Raw genomic sequence first — 20233 nt, forward strand, 5'->3', positions numbered from 1 at the left:
GTGAGATCAGGGCTCCGGCCCCCGGTCTCGAACTTGCTTCTCTGAAGCCCACTATGGCGAATTTCGAACTCAGCCTGAACGGACACGTTGCAGCCGCCCCGGGGCGGGTGTGGGCCCACCTGGTCGACCAGGAGGCCATTCCGTGTTGGCTCGACGGCGTGAGCGCGGTCGTCATGGATGGAGACGAGTTCCTGGTCCACTCCGGTGAGGAATTCGGGCTCGGCTGGACCTCCGGTGAAGTCGTCGAGGCCGATCCCCGGCGTCGGCTGCAGATCCGTCTGGAGACCCCCGCGGCGAACCTCATCGAGGCTCGTGTCGATTTGACCCTCACGCCGGAGGACGGCGGGACGGTGTTCGAAATGAAAGTCGTGGGTGTTCCCAGCTTCTTCGGTGCCCTGATGCTGCCGCTGCTGCGGCTGCGGACCGAGGTCGCGATGGCGCGCGCCGTACGCGGCTTCCGCGCCGCACTCGAGGTGCGAGCGAATCGCAAGAGCCGTCCCTTCGACAGCCCGTGCCCGGAACAGCAAGCGCCGCGCGTCCAGATGGCTCGCATGGCGGCCACCGCCGCCGTCTAGCGGCCGAGCGTTACGAGCCGACGCTCGCGCTCTTGTGCTTGTGCGCCCGGCGCTCGATCTCCTTGTTCATTCGTTTGTACGCGTACGTCTGGAACCGGCTCATTAGACCCTCGGAGAGTCGGTCTAGCCAACGGATCATCGTCCACACGAACGGCAGGACGATGATCTCGCGATTGCGTGCGACCTGATCGAGCGCCTTTGTTGCGAAGGCATCGACGTCCATGGCGCGCTTCGTGTCGACGGCCTCGGGCTCGAAAAGGGCGGCGGGGCCGCGCACGCGCCCGAACTCGCCGCCTTTCTGAAGGATCTTCGTGTTGATGACGCCAGGACAGAAGGCGCTGGCGCGGACGCCATACTCCGCGGCTTCGATGCGGAGGCTGCGCGTCAGTCCGACGACCGCGTGCTTCGTCGTTCCGTACGCGGCGAGTCCGGGGGTCGCACATTGTCCGGCCATCGACGCCGTGTTCACGATGTGCCCGAAGCCCTGTTCGATCATGCGCGGATACGCGGCGTGACAACCGTAAACGACGCCCATCACGTTGACGTCCATGATGTACCGCCAGTCGTCGAGCGTGTGCTCCTCGAACGCTCCGCCCACGCCGATCCCCGCGTTGTTAAAGAGGTAGTCGATCCGGCCGTGATCCGTCACTACCTTTGCCACGATGCGCTCGAATGCGTCCGCGTCTCGGACGTCGAGGGAGGTCGGTTCGGCCTTTCCGCCGGACGTCTGGATGTCGGCGGTCACTCGGGCGGCGGCGTCTTCCTGCCGATCGGCCAGAACCACGAGGGCGCCGCGCCGTGCGAGCTCTCGTCCCAAAGCCTCGCCGATTCCCGAGGCGCCTCCGGTGATCAGGCAGACGGCGTCCTTGTAGGTTCGAATCATGAAGGGTCCGTGGCGAATAACCCTCTGGCGATCAACCCGGAGGAGCCCGAAAGGGGCTGAACAGTCGTATCAGGAGATCACTTGTTCCCCGCCGAGCCTTGCCCATAGGATGCGATATGATCGATCGACTCGGGAGGTTAGGAGCCGTCCTCCTCTTGGCAGCAGCGGTGTCGAGTTGTGGCGATTCGGCGCGGCCGGGGTCGGCCGGGGTTGGCCAGGACGTGTTCGGCCACGAGTTGTCCGGGCAGGTGACCGAGGCGTCGGGCACACCGATGTCCGGCGTGATGGTCACGGCGCACGACGACGCCCGGAGTCAGAGTGTTTCGGTCTACACGAGCGGCACCGGGCAGTATCGCTTCCCGGAGATCGATGCCGCCGATTACCGACTCGAAGCGCGTCGGATCGGTCATCGTTCTTCGTCTGCGGCGGCGTCGACGGTAGACGGCTCGGTCGTCGTAGACTTCGTTCTGGAGCCGACCGCCGACATTAGTGACCAGCTTCCTGCCTCGTACTTCTACGATCTCCTCGAGTGGCCGAACGAGCGCGTGCGCGGAGACTTCTCGCGCGCCTGCGCCAACTGTCACCAGATCGGCAACTCGATGTGGCGCAAAGACTGGAGCGAAGAGGAGTGGCAAGAAGTCATCGATCGAATGATCGGTTACGGCGGCGTGCCGTTCTTCGACGAGACGCGCCCGCTCCTGCTTCCGACGATTCTAAGAGCCTTTGGGCGCGACGCGCCGGCGCCGACGTTCGCTCTGCCGCCGCCGCCCACCGGGGATGCGACTCGCGTCGTCGTCCGCGAGTGGGAACTGGATCCGGAAGGCATGCCGGGGTGTCATGACCTCGAGCTGGCGGAGGATGGTCGGGTCTTTACCGTCGGTGGGATGTACTCGCTCGATCCCGCGACCGGGGAACGGGGACGGCATCCGATCCAGGGAGGTGGGCACTCGGTCGAACGCGCTCCCGACGGTGCGATGTGGATCACCGCGCCCGGCCCCGAGCAGCTCATCCGGTTCGATGTGGAGACCGGCGAGACCACGCACTTCGACCAACCGAAGATCGGCGAGGACTTGGGTTCGTATCCCCACACGCTGCGCTTCGATGCGTCCGGGCGCATCTGGTATTCGCTGACGCGCTCGAACCACGTCGCGCGGTTCGATCCCGCGAACGAGGAGTTCGCCTACTACCGCCTGCCTGACGCCGATCCCGCCGTCAGCGGCGTCCCGATCCCGGTGGCGTACGGCTGTGACGTCGCACCGGACCAGACGGTGTGGTTTTCGCAGTTGTTCGGGCACCAGATCGGCCGGATCGATCCCGACACCGGTGACGTGAAGTTCTGGCGGCCGCCGTTCGACGGGCCGCGGCGCTTGCGCGTGGGTCCAGACAACATCGTTTGGGTGCCCGGATACGGAGCGTCCGTGCTCGGGCGCTTTGATCCCGCGGACGAGTCGTGGCGGGTGTTCCCGCTGCCGGCCCAACCGGGGCGCGGCGAGCTCCCGTACGCGATCGCCGTGAATCACGAGACGGGTGATGTCTGGATCACGGGATCGAACTCCGACACCCTCATCCGGTTCCGGCCGGCGACCGAGGAGTTCACGTCGTTTCACCTACCGACGCCGGTCGATTTCACCCGCGAGATCGAGTTCGACGACGACGGGAACATCTGGACCTGCACATCCAGTGGAGAGATCTCCGATGATCGGCCCGGCACGGGGAGGCTGCTGGAGCTCCAGCTGCTCGATCGGGTCGGCTCGTGCGGCGACGGTGCGATCCAACTCGGTGAGGAGTGCGACGACGGCAACGCGTTCGGTTGCGACGGCTGTGCCGCGGACTGCCGGATCGAGACCGGTTGCGGTGATGGATCCCTCTGCGGCGCCGAGCAGTGTGACGACGGCAATCTAGCGAGCTGCGACGGCTGCTCCGCGACCTGTGAGGTCGAAGCCGGTTTTTGGTGCGGTGACGGCGTGACGAACGCCACGTGCGGTGAAGAGTGCGACCCCGCCGGGGAGCTCTGTACGCGTGACTGCCGTGTTCGCCCAGGCTGCGGTGACGGAATCCTCGATGACGGTGAGGAGTGCGACGACGCGAATCTTGGGAGCTGCGATGGTTGTTCGGAGGCCTGCATGCTCGAGACCGGGTGCGGCGACGGGACTCCGTGTGCGCCGGAAGAGTGCGACGATGGGAACGCGTTCGACTGCGACGGTTGCAATGCGATGTGTCGGGTCGAGCCGGGTGGCGTGTGTGGCGACGGGCTCGTCGATCCGGTCTGCGGCGAGGAATGCGATCCGCCCGGCTCTGGTTGCTCGTTCAGTTGCACCGTCGGCGCCTCATTGCCGCTCGGAACCCGGCACCTGACGTTTGGTGGCACCTTCCATACGTCCGCGCTTGGCATCGAGACGGCTCTCGGCGAGTTGGACGGTGTATTCGATCTCTTCGCGGGGGCGCCGGATGCCGAGGGTCGCGCTTCGATCGGCCTCGAAGGGCCGGCGCACTACTCGGCGCCGATTCTCGGTGGAAGCTTCGGGCGCTACTGCATCCGGGTCGACTCCTGCACGGGATGGATTGATTGCGATGGCGGGAGCGCAGTCGACGTCACTGTGATTCAGGACAGCCAGGGGCCGGGCCTTCAGGGTGAGCCCGTGCGCATCACGACCGGGCTGGGTGGGGATGGCGGGTCGGGTGCGGTCCAACTCCGCTGTGTTCAAGCCTTCGCGCAGATCCAGCCGGGCGAAGGCGATGACTGTACGACCGCGGAGTACCCGGAGGCGGGAGAGGTCGTGTACACGACCGGCACCACCCAGGCATATTTCGAGAACGCTGCGCCGAAGATCGGCGCGGGCGCAATCGGCGCGACCGGTACGAACTTCGCGTGTGAGACCTGGGGTCACGAGGACGGAGAGGGCGTGCTGGCGGCGAGCTTCCTCGCAGAGGAGGATCGCCAGGCCGGCGATGTTGCGAACGTGAATCTCGTCGACGACTGAGCGGGCGTCGGTCGTGTCTGGTCTGCACTCGTGGCAGGAGTGCGGGCATGAGAAGTGTTTTCGGCCTCGCCTTCGTCTTGGGTCTCTCGTTGTTCGCCGCGGATGCGGTCGGAGAGCCGGAGGCCGATCGCTCCGCCTGGGTGGGCGGTTGGAGTCTCGACAAGGCGAAGTCCCCCCCCCGACGAGATTCTCGGGGCGATGGAAGCGCCTTGGTACATGCGGTCGCTCGCAATGGCGACCAATACGCCGCTGGGTTCGCGCACCCAGACCCTCCGCGCGGACGGCAAGGACTACCCGGGAACCTACCAGCTCGATCGCAAGTTGGAGCAGAGCAGTCAGTCGGAGAAGAACCACCACTTCGTCGTCGATCGCACGACCAAACTGCCCAGCGGGAAGCAGGCGACGGTCCGCTCCGACTGGAACGTGCACAGCGACACCCTGACCAACGAAACGAAGGTTGAGGTCGCCGGCAGCTCGCCGTTGGAGATAGGCCGCGTTTTCGAGCGAACCCCGAAGGACTAGGGTACTAGCGGAACGCCGGCATCACTTCGGCGGCGAACAACTCGAGGGCTTCGAGGCTCGGCGTGCGGCCGAAGCTGAGCATCAGCGTGGTCGCGCCCATGTCGATCGTTTTCTGAATGCGTTCGATGCACTGCGCGGGGCGACCGGCGATGATGAGGTCGTCGCCGCCCGACAGGAAGGGGAGCTCGGCGCAGACGCGCTCGGTAGCAACGCGGGCTTCGGTCTCGGTTTCGCCGATCGCGGCGAGGAGTTGCTGTGAGATCTCGATCTCGCCCGGGTCTCGCTTGAGGGTCTCGCAGTGCTTGTGCAGGACGCCGATCTTGCGGGTCAGCAGGCTGTGAGCCCAGCCCATGTTGTTCCAGATGTCCGCGTGCTCGGCGACGATCTTGAGCAGCACCTTCTCACCGGAACCTCCGACGAGGATCGGCGGGTGTGGGTCCTGGACCGGGCGGGGCCGGCAGTACGCGTCTTCGACGTGGAACTGCTCGCCGAAGAAGCTCACCGGCTCCTCGGTCCAGAGCTTCTTGATGACGTCGAGCGCTTCCTCGAGCTGGTGCAGTCGCGTGCCGATCGACGGGAACGAGAGGCCGTAGCTCTTGAACTCCTCTTCGTTCCAGCCGGCGCCGAGCCCGAGCGTGAAGCGCCCGTGGGAGGCGTGATCGAGCGTGGCGGCCATCTTCGCGAGAAGCGGGGGGTGGCGGAAACCGACGCAGAGCACTTGGTGACCGAGACGAATCCGTTCCGTGGCCGACGCCAGGGCGGCCATCGCGGTCCAGCCTTCGAAGATGGGGACCGATGCGTCCGGGATACCGACGAAGTGGTCGATCGCCCAGAGAGAGTCGAAGCCCAGCCGCTCGGCGTTTTGGGCGAACTCGACGACGTCGTCCCAGGAACTGCGGACCTGCGCCAGCGAGACGCCGAACCGAATTGGACGTTTGAAGGTACTCATGAAGTCGTCGTCGGCCTAGTGGTCGTGGTCGTGATCGTGCCCGTGATGGTCGTGATCGTCCTCTGCGTCGGGCGGGTCGAGGGGGACGTCCTGCAACGGAGCCGCACGGAGGATTTCTGCAACGCTCGAGAATGCTTTTTGGAGGGTGTCGAGCCGGGCGGCCAGCCCACCGAGCCTGCGGGCGAGGAGTTCTTCGTACTCGTTCACCGCGACCTTGAGGGGCTCGGTCGCCCCGTTCTTGATCTCGCCGGAAGTCTCGAGGTTCTCGTTGATCTTGTCGGCGAGGCCATCGAGCTTCTCACCGACGGTCTCGTTCAGTCGTGAGCCGACGTGCTCGGCCCACAGGGCCTGGAAGGCGTGTGTCGCGGGCACTTCCCGGCGCAGTCCGGAGCTGAGCTGGTAGAGGCGCGAGCTGATGGCCTGGACCGTGTTCAGACCGCGGCGCGAATGGAAGGCATTGAGGCGGCACAGCTGATCGCGCAGCTTTGCGGCTGGGGCCCCGTCCGCGAGCACCGTGAGGCATTGCTCGAATTCTTCCATCGTCAGGTTCGCCATCTTGGGTAGGTCTCCTCCCAGGGGCACGGGGCCCCCAAATCGAGACGGCAGCATACGGACCGCGGCGGGGACACGCCACTCCCCCGCGAGGCCGAAAACCGGGGCGCCTAAGGCTCCGTCCCCGAAAAAAGAGACGATTCGCGGTGCTGACCGTTCTCTCGCTCCTGTTGTCGATGCTCGTCCAGGCCCCCGAAGGGGGCGATGTGCCGGGTCGGAAGCCGGTTTGGCGAGCCCGCCACATCTATCACCTCACGAAGTTCGTCGAGCGCGACGACGGCATCGGCTTCGCCGTGAATCCCGCGTTGGCGGAGGAAGCGGGCCTCAAGGTCTTCCCCCGGCTGTTGCGGCTCGCCGACGTCGGCCGCCCTCCATACGCGGGAAGCTGATCCAGATCATGACGTTTACGAGTCGTGGCGTCCGACAACGAGCGTCTGAGGTCGCTCCTCGACTAGCCGTTCATCTCGTAGGCGCCCGAGAGCGGCGCGACGTGATTCTGCCAGACCCGATCGTACCGCGCGGAGTCCACGACGGGTTTGCGCATGATGTCGCGGCACCCGTCCATCTGCCGGTCGGTGCTGCTCGGTTTGCTGAAGAGCTGGAGTGCGAATTTCGACATGTCGCGCACCATGAAGTCGAAGATCTGGTCGAGCAGGTCATCGTCGAGCTCGTAGCGCGGGGCGTTCTCGAGGAGGAGCTGGGCGTAGACGACGAGCGCGAACATCTCGCCCATCGACAGCAGGAAGTCGACGTCCCGCATCTGCTCTGGGCCCGGAGGTGCATCTTCGAGCATGCTGCGGAAGACCTCCGTCTGCTCGAAGAACAGGTTCACGTTCGGGAGCGAGCACCCCTCGAAAGCCTTGCGGTAATCGCTGAACTGAATCTGCGAGAGGCCCTTCGTGCTTCCCTGGTTGAATAGGAAGTCGTCGTTCCGTTCGTGGTTCTGGGTTTCGATCTCGGGATACTCCTTCGGGTCGAAAAAGAAGTTTGGCATGAACTTCACGATGAGGGCGATGTTCACGTGCACCGTGCCTTCGAGCTTCGGTAGGGCGCGGATGTCGATCGTGGCCTGCCCGAAGTACGTGTTCTTCTCGAAGCCCTTGGCGGCGATGGCGTCCCACAGGAGGTCGATCACCTGCTCGCCCTGCGTGGTGACCTTCATCTTCACCATCGGGTTGTACAGCAGGTAGCGGCGGTCCTCGGATGAGGCGGATCGCAAGTAGTCAGCGGCGCGAAGCGCGAAGAGCTTCATCGCGACGAGTCGGCTGTAGCCATCGACGAACATCTGCCGGACGTGCGCCATGTCGGTGACCGGGTTCCCGTACAGGACACGGTTGCTCGCATGCGTGATCGCCTCGTACAGCGAGTGCGTGCAAATTCCGATCGAGGCCCAGCCGAGATTGTACTTGCCGATGTTGACCGTGTTGAGCGCGGCGTTCCAGGCGTCTCGCCCGCGGTGGAGAATGTCGGCCTCGGTGACCGGGTAGTCCTTTAGTTCGAACTCAGAGACGTAGTTCTGGCTGGCGACGACGTTCTGGACGAGTTCGTAGTTCTTGTGCTTCGGGTCCGACGCGAAGAAGACGTATTCGTCTTTGTCCGCGAAGCGGCCGAACGTCGAGACGATCGCGGCTTTGTTGCCGTTTCCGATGTAGTACTTGCGCCCGTTCGCCCGCCAGCCGTCTCCATCGGCGGAGAGGACCATGTCGGTCGAGTAAATGTCGGCGCCGTGGGTCCGCTCGGAGAGACCGAACGCGAAGATCCCGCCCTCTTCGAGGGCCTTCGCGGCGCGCTGACGGAGCTCTTTGTTCGGTGTCATCCACAGGGGCCCGAGGCCGAGGACCGAGACCTGCCAGGTGTACCAGTACTGGAGACCGTAGAAGCCGAGGATTTCGGCGAACTCGCAGTTCCGCCACGTGTCCCAGCGGCCGTCCTCGGCGCCTTCACCGGCGGGGGTGCACATCGTCGCGAAAATCCGGTTCTCGGCGATGAACGAAAGGAAGTCGGCGTACCAGACGCGGTCGTAGTAGTCCTCGAGGAGACGGGCTTTGCCCTTGTGCTCGAAGAACGAGACGGTCTGCCGCATGACTTCGGCTGACCGTGCGTCGGGGTAGCGGTCCTTCAGGTCTCTCGGGTTCAGGAGGATCATCCCGAATCTTTACAACGAACGAGAGCGGAGGGGGAGAGACTGATCGTCAGAAGTTGATGGGCGGCCGGGCGAGGAAAATCGGAGAGGACCAGGCACGCTCGCCGGCGTCGGCGAGGCAGTCGTCCTGGTACGCGGTGGGAGGGCCGCCGAAGCAGGGGCGGACCTCGCGGCACGGGCCGTCTGACCTGTCTTCGCAGCGGAGTTGGGCACCGTTCACGGTGGGGGTCGGCTCCTGGATCGCGCGGACGTAGTACGTGGTGTCCCGACCGACGGTCTCGAACTCCTCGTCGGTGAAGCGCACGCGGCAGCCGTCCGGATCGTCGGGGCAGGAGAAGACGCGCCAGGGGTCCTCGATCAGGTTCTCGAGCGGTTCGCCTTCCCGGATCTGGGGGCGGATTCGTACGACTTCGATGCGGTCGATGCGGTGCCGCTCGTCGGAGGGCCGGTAGCACTCGCCGCGGCAGAGATGTTCGATCCGCTCCGGTCCGAGCGCGGCGATGGCATCGGGCGGGCATCCCGACTGTTGCCCGGGCGCACCGACCGCGCGGACCTCGAAGGTCGGGCTCGACGTGCGCTCGACCGACGCGCCCATGACGGCACCCGGTTCTTCTCCGGCGGGGAGGAGGTCAAACCACAGAAGCTGACGTCCGCCGCTCGTGCCGTAGACTTCCTTGCGCTCGAGTGCGTCCCAGATCGCTTCGCGGCTCCGACCGTCACTGTGCACGGCGACGAGTCCGCCGAGACCGAAGTAGGAGGCGAACCGTTCAAAGTAGGGCGTCGCCGGGATGCTCTCGATCTTCCGCGCGCGCGGTTCCGGATTCGGCGGGGGCCACGGCGGCGCGAGTTGCCCGAGGCCGGCGTCGGTCATCTCGCGTCGATTGATCTCCTTGTAGCCGGTTCCGGGTCGAGCGGTGTGGTTGTCGCTCGACGCGAGCAACCCGAACCGAAACCGCTTCGGCGGACCCGGCCCGGAGAAGTCGCTGATCGCGAGCGCGTACTGGGTGGAGCCACCGGGGCGATGGTTGTAGGCGGGCATGTAGCAATCGGTGCACTGTCCCGCGTCGAGCCAATCTTCGACCGTGCTGCCCGGCACGACGTGGTGCCCGGCGTCGCCGGCTTCGACGTGAAGCGCCCGCGCCTCGGCGGCACGCGTCTCGCACTCCTCGTCGCTCTCCCCCGCTCTCGAGCAGCGCTCGCGGATGATCTCGCCCGCGCGCCAGCATTCCGGAGTGTAGCCGCGCGAGGGTGGGGGACAGCGGAGCTCACCGTTCTCGTCGATCTCGAGGGCGCGCCAGTTCCGATACTCCTCGGAGTTGCCGTGGCCGGAGAACACCTCGACCAGGTATTCGTGTTTCTCGGGGTTGGTGTGCGCGCGGAGCTGCTTGTCCCAACTGGACAGGGGTGGCGTGTAGAAACCCCAACTGTTGCCGTGTGGAATCACGACGTACGGGAATCCCCAGTCGTCGAGCTTCTCGAACAACTCGCCCGGCGTCGGAGCGCTCTCCTGGCAGTCCGGCGGGAGATCGCGGGTCGGAACGCCCCGGGGGCAGGTCTCCAACTTGTCCCGGTCCTGGAGGAAGCGCGCAAAGTCCAGGTAGCGCTGTCGCTCGCCGCCGGGCGCGGTGGTGATCAGGAGAAGCCGCAGCGGGAGCGTGTACGGATTGAACTCGGTCGGAAACAGCGTCTCCCGTGAGCTGATCGGGCGCATGGGGACGGCGTCGCTCGCCGTGTCGCGCAGCACGACGTTCTTGTGCCCGTAGTGCTCCTCGGGGGTAGGGCCGATCTGGGTCCACTCCCAGCCGAGGAAGCTCACGAGGTCCGGGGATGTCTCCTCTCCGGAGACGGCGTTGCACTGCTCGATGACGCTCTTGGTTTCCTGCCACTGCTTCGGCGTCAGACCTTCGGCGTGGTCATTGATCGACCAGAAGTCGAGAGCGGCGCAGTGGCGGGCGAAGTCGCAGGCGTCGGCCGGTGGGTGGGCGCCCTCGCCCTGGTACATCGGTAGACTGATCGAGTACGCGTCGAACGAGAACGTCGTGTGGACGTGGAGGTCGCCGAAGAGGATCTGCTTCGGTGCGTCGGTTCCGATCGCGCGAGCCGCCTGCCCCTCGGTCTCGATGCGCGCACGCACGATGTCGGCGGGACGCGCCGAGCGGGCGACCTCACCCGCCTCCTGCGGTGTTCCGAACCAGCCGCGACCGGCCATCGTGCCGACGATCGCCAGGAGCGCAACGAGGAGGGAGAGTCGCTTCAGCCCGCGGCGCATGTCTTAGGGGGCTTTCCCGTCGGCCGGAACTCCCAGGTCGAGTGCGACCTTACAGTGCTGCGTCCACTCGTAGACCGAGCCGGTCATCCCGCCGACCCGCATGATGAGGAGCTCGCGGAGGTGCGCGCCCACCTTGGAATCGAGCAGCAACGCGATCAGCAGGTCGTGCACCTGTTTGGCGACCTTGGGGTGGCGCAGCAGCACCCGGAAGATCGAGAGCTTGGCCATGTACTCGCTGACGCCGACCGCCCCGCCGGCCTCGATGGACTCCCCGATCGACAGCAGGGGAATGCGCGGCTTGCCCATGGCGGTAGTATTGCTATGCCCGGGAAATTCAGTCCAGGCGCGGAGACGGGGACTGGTTCGCCCGACAGTTCCTCGAGGTCTCAGCCGTTGGCGCGTCGCTGGGCGGGAGTGGTTCGTTCCCGTGCGGCCTGGCCAGGCGTCGCGGACTTCGCGCTGGGGGCTGGTTTCCCGATCGCCGCGCGTCCGTCGAAGAAGGCGCCGGCGTGCACGACGAGGTTCTTTGCCTCGATGTTGCCGAGCAGGCGGGCCGTCGCTTCGAGTTCCACGGTTCCGCTGCGGATCACGTCGCCGCGCATCGTGCCTGCGAGCACCATGTGTTGCGCACTGACGGTCGCGTGGAGCTCGGCTTTCTCGCCGATCAGCAGCAGCTTCTCGGCTCGGACCTCGCCCTTCAACTTCCCGTCGATGCGCGCATCGCCGGGGAAGTGGATGCGACCGGAGATCGAAACACCGGCTTCGATCTGGTGCCGGAAGCGCTGTTCCCGATTTGGTTTGCCGGGGGCCGCGGCGACCGCGGTGCGCTCCAGGTCCGGCACGGAATCGACCTTAGTTCTGGCCGATTTCCTTGATGCGTGCCGCGCGGCCGGAAAGTTCGCGGAGGTAGTACAACTTCGCGCGACGCACCTTGCCGCGCGTCATGACTTCGATCTTGTCGATGCGCGGAGAGTGCACCGGGAAGGTACGCTCGACGCCCACGGAGTACGACACCTTGCGGACGGTGAACGTCTCGCGGATGCTGCCGTGCTTGCGGCGGATGCAGACGCCTTCGAAGACCTGAATACGCTCTTTCTCGCCCTCGACGACCTTGACGTGAACGCGCAGCGTGTCACCCGCCTTGAAGTCGGGGATGTCGCTACGAAGCTGTTCCGTCTCGATTGCATTGATGATGTCGCCGGCGGCCATGAGTACTCTCCCTGTGAATCCGACAGTACCGGCTCCGGGGAGCCGTTGTCGTCCCGTCCCTTTAACGGTTTCGGTCCGCGAACGCACAGACGGGCTAGGAAGTGCTCGGGGTTGGGAAAATTCGTAGTAAAAACAACATTATTTGGACCCGGCGGCCCGTTGGGGCCGGTCCCCCAGGGGGGTCCCCTCTGAGGCCGGCCCCGAAGTCGACTCAGCCGGCAGCCGCGGCTGCCTTGGCGCCGCGATCCTCCTCGATCAGCTTCTTGAACGAGGGGCGGCCGTGGATCCGCCTGACGTATGTGGCGAGCTTCGGCCAGCGCTTCGGTGATCTTGGCCTGGTCGCTCTCACGCTTGAACAAGATCGGGCCGAGCACGCGCTCCCGGAAGACGGCGGCCGTGCCGCTCACGATCCCAGTGTCGGCGAACTCTTCGATCCAGATCGCGCGGACCTTGCGAACGGACGGGGACAGGTCAACACCGGTTGCTTTGAGAGCCATCGGTTTCGCCCTTGCATCATGTGCCGCTTTCCAGACTGAACTGGAAGAGGCGGGGTAGATCCTCGAGCGCAGACATGTCGCCCGAGAACTTGGCGCCTTGCTCCTCTGCCGTGGGGACAGGGAGTAGGCCGCTCATGAGTCCCATCATCGTTTGAGGCGGAGCTTCTATGGTGAGGTCGACCGGCAATGCGTCCGACACGATGTGTGTGCCGCGCTCGCCGCCTTCGAGTCGAACCGTCGCGCTGTTGCCGGCCGCCGAGGTCGACACGAGTTCCAGGCGGCGCTTGGGCGACTCTACCTTCGAGGCGAGGGCTTCGACGCCGATCTTGATCCAGTCGGGCTCCATGTGGTCGCCCTCGATGGCAGGAAGCAGCCAGCGTAGCCCCCACCGCGTGAGGTCGAGGAGGATCGGGCGGAGGGCCTCGCCGTGCTCGGTGAGTGCGTACAGCTTCGCGGGCGTCGGAGGCCCGAGCTCGCAGCGTTCGACGACACCGTGCTGTTCCAGACGGTCGAGACGCTCGGTCAGGACGCTCGGGCTCACCCCGGGCAGGCGCCGTTTGAGGTCCGCGAAGCGCTGGGGACCGCAGATCAGCTCCCGCACGACGAGCAGGGTCCACCGTTGTCCGAGGATCTCGGTTGCCCGGGCGAGGGGGCAAAATTGGGCGTATCGGAACGAGTCCACCGAATGGTCGTACGCTGGGAAATATTAAAATCAAAGTGAGAGATTCGAAAAATGTACTTCTAGAGTTTTCTCCTGGGTTCCGGTCCAGTAGGTTCACCGCTCGTGGCCCGCCGACATCCGAGTCTGATCCCGCTTTCCCACGATCACCGTGAGGCGCTGGGGCTCGTCTTTCGCCTGCACAACCCCGCCCCGCCCGGCCGGGTGACAGCGATGACGCCGGTGAGCACCGCTGCCAGTCGGGCCACGGAGACGATCGAGTTCTTCAGCCGTCACCTCGAAACCCACTTCCGGGCGGAGGAGGAGGCGCTGTTTCCGTTTTTGGTTGCGCGAGCCGAGCTCGATGACGCGTCGGGCTCTCTGGTCGAGCGGCTGATCGGCGAGCACCGGCGGCTCGGCGAGCTGCGCGACGCGATCGAGGCGGCGGCGCGCGGAGCCGGCGAGCTCGAGGAGGCGCTGGTGGCCTTCGGGGATCTCCTCGAGACGCACGTCCGCACGGAGGAGCGCGAGCTGTTCGCGCGTTTTCCGGCGGATCTTCCTGAGGATGAGGCCGGGCCGGTTGCCGCGGCGATTCGCGCCGCTCTCGGGCGCGACTGAACCACACGCGAGAACGTTTCATCCTCGCTGCTGTCGGACGAACAGAAGAGCGAGCTTCCGTTCCCACTCTGGGATGCCCCGCCGCGACTTCCTGCGCACCGCGGCCGGAACCGCCGCCGCATTCATGGTGCTCAATACGGTCAACGGACTGTCGAGCACGGGGAGTGCCGCGCCGCTGCCCGTGAGCGGTCAGCAGTGTGACGACCCCGAAGCGGCCGGCGAGCTCTTCTCTGCCGAGTACTTCGTGATGGACGTACAACTCCACTCTGTGGACCTCGACGACTTCCAGCGGTTGCTGGCGCACGGGGTGGGGCGGAATACGCAGTTGGTTTGAGGGATGGCGTGCGGCGGCTCAGGTGCGTCGTGAGACGAGGAGCGTGACCTTCTGGGTGAGGACCGCGGTACCGTCTTCGCGTTCGAGTCGGTCGTCGAGGACGACGATGCCGCGATCCGGTTTGGTCTTGGAGGCGCGCTTCTCTACGCACGTTGTGACGTAGCGCAGTGGCTCGTCGGGGTAGGCCGGAGCGGGTAGCCGGAGCTCGTCCTTCCCGAGCATGCCGAGGACCGCAATGGGGTCGGTCATGTCGAAGAAGAGCCGGGTGCAGATCGCGAAGAGGTGCAGTGAGCAAAGGGTGAGTCGACCGTAGAGCGACGTGGCCGCCGCGCCCTCGTCGACGTGATAGCCCTGCGGCTCCCAACGCGTCGCGAGTCCGACTGCCTCGCTGCGGGGCGGGGTGTAGCAGCCGACCAGAATGCTCTGGTCGGCAACGAGGTCGTCGAAGTATCGTGGCATGGGTTCCTAGGCTCCTCGCCCCGCGTTCCACCGCGGCGGGTGTCGCCAGTTGGCAGTGCCCACTATGCCAGTCGGAAGCGAAGCTCAACGGAAAGCTCCGGCAGGCGAACGTCGGCGCTGGAGGGCAGGAAAGCACGAACGCGCGAGTCGTCCGCGGACACGGACGGGCGTGGCTCGTCGAGAGACGCGAACGTCGCTCCCCGCCCTACGCCCGCTGCCAGCGCCCTTCGGGGAGCTCCCGAACGCGTCCCGAGGCGACGAGTCGCTCGAGGTGTTGTTCGGCGGATCGTTTCTCCACCGAGTCGGCGAATGAGACGGCGTCGACCGGCCGGTACACGAATCGGTGCTTAACGATGTCGTCCATGTCGTGTGGCTCGGCGAGGTAGTCGAGGAGCCGGCCTTCGCGGTCGGCGATCATCGCCTCGAACTTGTCGAGTCGGGCCAGGAACGCGTCCCGGCCTTTGAGGACGCCGATGTGATGGAACGTCGCGTACCAATCGGCCTCGATCTCGCGAACGCGCGCGAGGGAGTTCTCGAAGTCGACGAGGTTCGACCAGGCATCACCGTAGTAGGGGCCGAAGCTCGTGAGTTCGATGTCGGCGAGATAGATCAGTCGGCGCGGCCTGCCGGCGTCGGTCCACTCGATCTCGAAGCAGCAGTGGCCGCGGGTGTGACCGGGGGTATGCAGGACGCGGATCGTCACGCCGCCGAGGTCGAAGGTGTCTCCCTCGACATACGTCTGTGGGTCGTCGCGCGTGACGAAGTGGAACTGGTCGACGAGCACTCCTCGAAACGGCGCCTCGATCCACGCGGGAAACCCGTAGATCGCGAGCATCGCGTCGAGCGATTTGATGCCGGGCGCGTCGAGTTCGTGGAAGTGCCACGGGACGTCGGGGAAGAGGTGATTCCCGGCCACGTGGTCTTCGTGGCAGTGGCTGTTCAGGACCCGAGCGACGCGGGGAAGCGGCCCCTCACGGCCGAGGAGGCCGAGGCTCGGATCGATGATTACGGTCTCGCGATTGCCCTCGACGAGAAGGCTGTTGCCTTCCGGGTAGCGGCCCTTTGCGGGGCCCTCGAGGAGCGTGACGGGGCCGAATAGCGGATCGCTCGCTAGAGTGCTGGCGCTCATCGATTCGAGCGTATCGATTCGGTCGGACTTTGGCGACGGGCGCCGTCCCCCTCGATCCGAAGGGAGCGGCGCCCGTCGTTCCTCAGGTAGGCGGCCATGAGTGCTTCCTTCCTCGCGCAGGCGTCTCGGGCCCGCGGTGCGGCCCCACCCAAGGGGCGCCGTTGGTTCTCAAACAACTACTATTAGTTCAGCTATCTTAAACCTATAGACTATTCCGGGTGTCCGCGGGGGCCGGGTTCGTTATTCACCAAGGCGGTGCGAAGCGGGCTCGAGCGAACTTTGCAGGACCTTGGATCCCTCCCCGCGGACCCGCCCCATCCCCTCGAGCCCATCGGCATCGAGTCCCTCTATGAGGCCCCTCGTTCGTCGATCCATCCCGACTCCGAGCTCGGCTGGTTGCGGCGCCTCTGGCCCGTCGTTGCCGGGCATCGCGGGATCTTCCTGATCGCTCTCGGATCGTCGGTCGTGAGCCTGATGTGCGGGGTCGCGGTCCCGCGCGTGATGATGGCGGCGATCGATCAGGCCCTGACGTCACGGACGATGCCTCTCGAGGGCTTCGTGCTCGCGATCGCGCTTCTCGGGCTCGCCCGTGGGGGCGCGGGGTTCATCAGTCGCTTCTGGCTGTTCCGCGTCGCGTACGCGATCGAGAACGATTTGCGGGTGACGCTGTACGAGCACCTGAGCCGGCTCTCGTTCTCCTTCTACGATCGGGTTCAGTCGGGACAGATCATCTCGCGCGCGAACTCAGACATCCGAACGGTTCAGATGTTTCTGACGTTCGGGCCGCTCATCTGCCTGACGATCTTCTCCTTCGTCGCGGCGATCGGCCTGATGGCGTCGATCAGCCTGCCTCTCACGATCGTTGCGATTCTTCCGCTCCCGTTCGTCGGCCTGCTCGGCGCGCGTCTCGGACGGCTCACCTTTCCGATCTCCTGGATCGTACAGGCGCGAATGGCGGACATCGCGACCACCGTTGAAGAGAACCTCTCGGGTGTCCGGGTCGTGAAGGCGTTTTCCGGCGAACGCGGGCAGATCGAAGCGATTTCGACGGCCGCTCGGAAGCTTCAGTGGATCAGCGTGCGGCAGGCGGAGGTTCAGGCGGCGCATGCGCCGGTCATCGAAGCTATGCCACGCGTCGGCATGGCAATGGTTTTGCTCGTCGGCGGGTGGCTCACGATCGAGGGGCGCCTCACAATCGGGGCGATAGTCGCGTTCACGACCTACGTCGTCATGTTGCAGGCGCCGTTCCGCATGTTCGGCTTCTTCCTGATGATGGTGCAGCGAGCGGCCGCTTCGGCCCTGCGCATCTACGAGGTTCTCGACGAGAAGCCGGAGATCGAGGAGCGGGCCGACGCGGAAGATCTGGTCGATCCGCAGGGCGAGGTGCTCTTCCAGAACGTCACGTTCGGATACGGAGAGAACGCTTCGGTGCTGTCGGGCTTCGATCTCGCGGTGCCGCCGGGACAGACCGTCGCCGTCGTGGGTCGAACCGGGTGTGGGAAGTCCACGGTCGCGCGGCTCCTCGCGCGCTACTACGACGTCGACGGCGGCGCCGTTCGTATCGACGGGCACGACGTCCGCGACCTGCGGCTCGCGAGTGTGCGGGCACATGTCGGCATCATTCCGGATGAGCCCTTTCTCTTTACGAGTTCGATCCGCGACAACATCGCGTACGCGCGGCCCGATGCCGCCGAAAAGGACGTCATCGCCGCGGCCGTCGCGGCCGACGCCGCCGAGTTCATCGAGAAGTTGCCTGACGCCTACGAGACCGTCATCGGCGAGCGAGGCTACGACCTTTCGGGTGGCCAGCGACAGCGCATCTCGATAGCGCGATCCCTACTCGCGAACCCGCGGGTCTTGATCCTGGACGACGCGACGAGCGCAGTCGACGTGCATGTCGAACAGACGATTCACGATGCGCTCGAGGCGCTCCTCGAGGGTCGAACGACGATCGTGATCGCCCATCGCCTCTCGACGATTGCGCTCGCCGATCGCGTCGTTCTTCTCGAGGAGGGCCGGATCGTGGCCGACGGTACGCACGCGGATCTGATGCGGACGGAACCCCGGTACGCCGAGGTCCTCGCGCACTTCGGTGATGCCGAGGCGGCGAGCGAAGACGCAGAGGTGGCGCCGTGACGTTCGGCGGCGGTGGGTTCGCGGGGCCCCTCTTCGGGGGCCTCGGCGGGCAGGGTGGACAGAACCTGCCGTTCGCCGGCGTTCCGACCGAGCTTCAGGAGCGGGTGGACGAGATCCTCGCGGGCGAGCCGGAGCTCGTGCACGAGGAGGTGGAGTTCCGTCACGGAGAGTACGATCGACGCCCCTTCACGTTGGGCAGATTCCTCGCTCCTCACTGGATCGCCCTCCTCGGTGCCCTGGGACTGGTCGTGCTCGAGACGCTGGCTCTCCAGTCGGGCCCGCTGCTGACCAAGGTCGCAATCGACTCGGGAATTAGGGGGGCGAGCACGCGAGTCCTTCTGGGCGTGGCGGCCCTGTACCTCGTGACGATCGGTCTTTCGATTGTGGTCAGCCGCGTTCGGATCGTGGTCACGGCGCGCGTCGGCGCCGATCTCATGGTCCGGCTTCGCGTGCGGATCTTCGCGCATCTTCAGAGGCTCTCGCTCGGTTTCTTCACCGAAGAGAAGAGCGGCGTTTTGTTCAGCCGACAGACCAGCGACCCGGTTTCGCTTGCCGCGCTCTTCCAGGAGGGGCTCGTGCAGCTGGCGGTCCAGGCGCTGACGCTCACGATCGTGACGGCGCTTCTCATCGCCCTGAACCCGTGGCTGGCGATGGTGATGCTTTTCGCGGTCGTGCCGGCGATGCTGGGAATGACGCTCTGGTTCCGGGGCGCGTCAGGGCATCGCTATCTTACCGTTCGCGATCGCATCGCGGACGTCCTGGCGCATCTCCAAGAGAGCCTCGCCGGGGTTCGCATCGTGACGGCGTTCAACCGCCGGCGGCACAACGTGATCGAGCATCGAAACGTAGTCGGTGCGTACCGCGAGGCGAACGACGCGACGGCACAGGTGAACGCGATCTACGGGCCGGGGACCGAGATGGTTGGCATCCTCGGTCAGGCCCTGCTCTTCCTCATCGGTGGTCGCATGGTGCTGCAGGGGCAGCTGACCGTCGGCGATTTGGCGGCGTTCATCCTGTACCTCACCGCGTTTTTTGCGCCGATCCAGCAGCTCGTCCAGCTCTACACGATCTACCAGCAGGGGACCGCGGCCGTGGTGAAGCTCCGCGAGCTTCTGGCGGAGGAGCCGTCAGTTGCCGAGACCGTGGGTGCGGGGGTTCTGCCGACGATCCAAGGAGAGATCACTCTCGAGAACGTTTGGTTCTCCTACCAGCCGGGTACGCCGGTGCTTCGGGAGATCGATCTGCGCATCCATCCCGGCGAGACGTTCGCACTCGTGGGTGCGACGGGCTCCGGGAAGTCGACGATCGCCAAGCTGGTTGCGCGTTTCTACGACCCGGACTCGGGCGCGGTGCGGATCGACGGGCGCGACCTTCGCGAGGTGACGTTCGAGTCGCTTCGCACGCAGCTGGGCGTGGTGCCCCAGGAGGCCTTCCTCTTCGCAGGCTCGCTGCGAGACAACGTTGCGTTCGCGCGGCCGGACGCGAGCGACGAGGAAGTCGTCTCCGCCTGCCAGGCGGTTGGGATACAGGATCTGGTCGCTCGCCTACCGCACGGGATTCACACCCTGGTGCACGAACGCGGCGTCACCTTATCCGCCGGCGAGCGGCAGCTCCTGGCGCTCGCCCGCGCCTTCCTGGCCGAGCCTCGGGTTCTCGTCCTCGACGAGGCGACCTCGAACCTGGACCTGCGGTCCGAGGCCTTGATCGAGCACGCGCTCGACGTCGTGCTCGAGGGAAGGACGGCGCTCATCATCGCCCATCGCCTCGCAACGGCACGACGGGCGGACCGGATCGCGACCGTCCACGACGGAGAGATCGTCGAGGTCGGAACGCACGAAGAACTCGTCGCGAAGGGTGGACGCTACGCCGAGATGTTCGCGACCTGGTCGGCGCACTACTGAGCGCGAATCGCCGAGCAGCGGTAGCGGGGGTGACGCCCCCGTCCGGCGAGAAATGCGGGCTAGTTCACGCCCCACGTGATCGTGAAGCGTTGGGAGTCCGGATCGGCGGGGTTGTAGAGCCGCACGCCCTTCACTTCCACGATGTAGCGACCGCGCGCGACACACTAGGGGCTATCAGGCTGGCGGAAGACCTTGCGACTGAAGCGCAGGCTGCCGCTGGTGCCGGTCGATGGTCCGGGCGTTCTGAAAAATGGGAACAACTGCGCCGTCCGGGCATCAAGGACGCCGCAGACGTAGCCCGTTGCGTCATCCCAGGACAGGTAGATTCGGTTGATGTCCTGGCTGGTTGGGATCAGCGGGGAGCCGACCGGGAGGCAGTGCCCCCGAGTCGTACCCGGGGGGATCGCCACGTTCGTCA

General features: G+C 65.7%; 19 protein-coding genes. 8 read left to right on the forward strand and 11 right to left on the reverse strand.

The window, feature by feature from the left end:
* The first annotated feature begins 53 nt into the window (after positions 1-53).
* The gene (locus P8R42_02670) at positions 54-575 is read left to right on the forward strand and encodes an SRPBCC domain-containing protein (GenBank protein ID MDG2303551.1); all 522 of its coding nucleotides are present in this window, start codon (positions 54-56) and stop codon (positions 573-575) included.
* A gap of 10 nt (positions 576-585) precedes the next feature.
* Here P8R42_02670 and P8R42_02675 read toward each other — a convergent pair whose 3' ends face one another.
* Entirely contained in the window at positions 586-1458 is an 873-nt protein-coding gene (locus P8R42_02675) for an SDR family NAD(P)-dependent oxidoreductase (GenBank protein MDG2303552.1), read from the reverse strand.
* Between the two features lie 116 nt (positions 1459-1574).
* On the opposite strand from P8R42_02675, the gene P8R42_02680 reads away from it, so the two are divergent.
* Both P8R42_02680 and P8R42_02685 read left to right on the forward strand, forming a co-directional pair.
* Positions 1575-4439 carry a carboxypeptidase regulatory-like domain-containing protein gene (locus P8R42_02680; protein MDG2303553.1) on the forward strand — a complete coding sequence of 955 codons (2865 nt, stop codon included), beginning with the start codon at positions 1575-1577 and terminating at the stop codon, positions 4437-4439.
* A 198-nt stretch (positions 4440-4637) separates the two neighbouring features.
* Positions 4638-4961 carry a hypothetical protein gene (locus P8R42_02685; GenBank protein MDG2303554.1) on the forward strand — a complete coding sequence of 108 codons (324 nt, stop codon included), beginning with the start codon at positions 4638-4640 and terminating at the stop codon, positions 4959-4961.
* A gap of 4 nt (positions 4962-4965) precedes the next feature.
* Here P8R42_02685 and P8R42_02690 read toward each other — a convergent pair whose 3' ends face one another.
* Positions 4966-5910, reverse strand: coding sequence for a TIGR03560 family F420-dependent LLM class oxidoreductase (locus tag P8R42_02690; GenBank protein MDG2303555.1), 945 nt, complete (start codon positions 5908-5910; stop codon positions 4966-4968).
* Between the two features lie 15 nt (positions 5911-5925).
* Positions 5926-6465 carry a hypothetical protein gene (locus P8R42_02695; protein ID MDG2303556.1) on the reverse strand — a complete coding sequence of 180 codons (540 nt, stop codon included), beginning with the start codon at positions 6463-6465 and terminating at the stop codon, positions 5926-5928.
* 143 nt (positions 6466-6608) lie between these two features.
* Here P8R42_02695 and P8R42_02700 point away from each other — a divergent pair, with 143 nt between their 5' ends.
* The gene (locus P8R42_02700) at positions 6609-6851 is read left to right on the forward strand and encodes a hypothetical protein (protein ID MDG2303557.1); all 243 of its coding nucleotides are present in this window, start codon (positions 6609-6611) and stop codon (positions 6849-6851) included.
* 62 nt (positions 6852-6913) lie between these two features.
* Here the strand turns inward: P8R42_02700 and P8R42_02705 are convergent, their stop codons facing one another.
* The 6 genes from P8R42_02705 to P8R42_02730 all read right to left on the reverse strand — a co-directional run bounded on the left by P8R42_02705 (position 6914) and on the right by P8R42_02730 (position 13262).
* Positions 6914-8608 (reverse strand): acyl-CoA dehydrogenase, encoded by a 1695-nt coding sequence (locus P8R42_02705; protein ID MDG2303558.1) that lies wholly within the window; start codon positions 8606-8608, stop codon positions 6914-6916.
* A gap of 46 nt (positions 8609-8654) precedes the next feature.
* Entirely contained in the window at positions 8655-10874 is a 2220-nt protein-coding gene (locus P8R42_02710; GenBank protein MDG2303559.1) for a DUF3604 domain-containing protein, read from the reverse strand.
* Positions 10875-10877: 3 nt separating this feature from the next.
* Positions 10878-11180 carry a carboxymuconolactone decarboxylase family protein gene (locus tag P8R42_02715; protein ID MDG2303560.1) on the reverse strand — a complete coding sequence of 101 codons (303 nt, stop codon included), beginning with the start codon at positions 11178-11180 and terminating at the stop codon, positions 10878-10880.
* Positions 11181-11260: 80 nt separating this feature from the next.
* Entirely contained in the window at positions 11261-11716 is a 456-nt protein-coding gene (locus P8R42_02720; protein ID MDG2303561.1) for a polymer-forming cytoskeletal protein, read from the reverse strand.
* 10 nt (positions 11717-11726) lie between these two features.
* Positions 11727-12083, reverse strand: a complete 357-nt coding sequence (gene rplS, locus P8R42_02725; protein ID MDG2303562.1) for a 50S ribosomal protein L19 — start codon at positions 12081-12083, stop codon at positions 11727-11729.
* 513 nt (positions 12084-12596) lie between these two features.
* The gene (locus tag P8R42_02730; protein ID MDG2303563.1) at positions 12597-13262 is read right to left on the reverse strand and encodes a helix-turn-helix domain-containing protein; all 666 of its coding nucleotides are present in this window, start codon (positions 13260-13262) and stop codon (positions 12597-12599) included.
* Positions 13263-13364: 102 nt separating this feature from the next.
* Here P8R42_02730 and P8R42_02735 point away from each other — a divergent pair, with 102 nt between their 5' ends.
* A complete protein-coding gene (locus tag P8R42_02735; protein ID MDG2303564.1) occupies positions 13365-13856 on the forward strand; it encodes a hemerythrin domain-containing protein in 492 nt (163 codons plus the stop codon).
* Positions 13857-13929: 73 nt separating this feature from the next.
* Positions 13930-14190 (forward strand): hypothetical protein, encoded by a 261-nt coding sequence (locus tag P8R42_02740; GenBank protein ID MDG2303565.1) that lies wholly within the window; start codon positions 13930-13932, stop codon positions 14188-14190.
* Positions 14191-14208: 18 nt separating this feature from the next.
* On the opposite strand, the gene P8R42_02745 is transcribed toward P8R42_02740, so the two are convergent.
* Both P8R42_02745 and P8R42_02750 read right to left on the reverse strand, forming a co-directional pair.
* Entirely contained in the window at positions 14209-14649 is a 441-nt protein-coding gene (locus P8R42_02745; protein ID MDG2303566.1) for a hypothetical protein, read from the reverse strand.
* A 205-nt stretch (positions 14650-14854) separates the two neighbouring features.
* Positions 14855-15778 carry an MBL fold metallo-hydrolase gene (locus P8R42_02750; protein ID MDG2303567.1) on the reverse strand — a complete coding sequence of 308 codons (924 nt, stop codon included), beginning with the start codon at positions 15776-15778 and terminating at the stop codon, positions 14855-14857.
* Between the two features lie 255 nt (positions 15779-16033).
* On the opposite strand from P8R42_02750, the gene P8R42_02755 reads away from it, so the two are divergent.
* Together P8R42_02755 and P8R42_02760 are read left to right on the forward strand one after the other, a co-directional pair.
* Entirely contained in the window at positions 16034-17914 is a 1881-nt protein-coding gene (locus P8R42_02755) for an ABC transporter ATP-binding protein (protein MDG2303568.1), read from the forward strand.
* Positions 17911-19815: an ABC transporter ATP-binding protein gene (locus P8R42_02760; GenBank protein MDG2303569.1), complete on the forward strand. Its 1905-nt coding sequence runs from the start codon at positions 17911-17913 to the stop codon at positions 19813-19815. The genes P8R42_02755 and P8R42_02760 overlap by 4 nt, the downstream gene beginning before the upstream one ends.
* The last annotated feature ends 418 nt before the right edge of the window (positions 19816-20233 follow it).

Source organism: Candidatus Binatia bacterium (assembly GCA_029243485.1).
In the GTDB taxonomy this organism is placed as follows: Bacteria; Desulfobacterota; Binatia; order UBA12015; family UBA12015; genus VGTG01.

Coding starts and splice junctions, on each gene's coding strand:
- P8R42_02745 (MDG2303566.1), bottom strand. CDS start 14,649: ATGCCACGATACTTCGACGACCTCGTTGCCGACCAGAGCATTCTGGTC.
- P8R42_02670 (MDG2303551.1), top strand. CDS start 54: ATGGCGAATTTCGAACTCAGCCTGAACGGACACGTTGCAGCCGCCCCG.
- P8R42_02680 (MDG2303553.1), top strand. CDS start 1,575: ATGATCGATCGACTCGGGAGGTTAGGAGCCGTCCTCCTCTTGGCAGCA.
- P8R42_02675 (MDG2303552.1), bottom strand. CDS start 1,458: ATGATTCGAACCTACAAGGACGCCGTCTGCCTGATCACCGGAGGCGCC.
- P8R42_02715 (MDG2303560.1), bottom strand. CDS start 11,180: ATGGGCAAGCCGCGCATTCCCCTGCTGTCGATCGGGGAGTCCATCGAG.
- P8R42_02740 (MDG2303565.1), top strand. CDS start 13,930: ATGCCCCGCCGCGACTTCCTGCGCACCGCGGCCGGAACCGCCGCCGCA.
- rplS (MDG2303562.1), bottom strand. CDS start 12,083: ATGGCCGCCGGCGACATCATCAATGCAATCGAGACGGAACAGCTTCGT.
- P8R42_02705 (MDG2303558.1), bottom strand. CDS start 8,608: ATGATCCTCCTGAACCCGAGAGACCTGAAGGACCGCTACCCCGACGCA.
- P8R42_02690 (MDG2303555.1), bottom strand. CDS start 5,910: ATGAGTACCTTCAAACGTCCAATTCGGTTCGGCGTCTCGCTGGCGCAG.
- P8R42_02685 (MDG2303554.1), top strand. CDS start 4,638: ATGGAAGCGCCTTGGTACATGCGGTCGCTCGCAATGGCGACCAATACG.
- P8R42_02695 (MDG2303556.1), bottom strand. CDS start 6,465: ATGGCGAACCTGACGATGGAAGAATTCGAGCAATGCCTCACGGTGCTC.
- P8R42_02710 (MDG2303559.1), bottom strand. CDS start 10,874: ATGCGCCGCGGGCTGAAGCGACTCTCCCTCCTCGTTGCGCTCCTGGCG.
- P8R42_02750 (MDG2303567.1), bottom strand. CDS start 15,778: ATGAGCGCCAGCACTCTAGCGAGCGATCCGCTATTCGGCCCCGTCACG.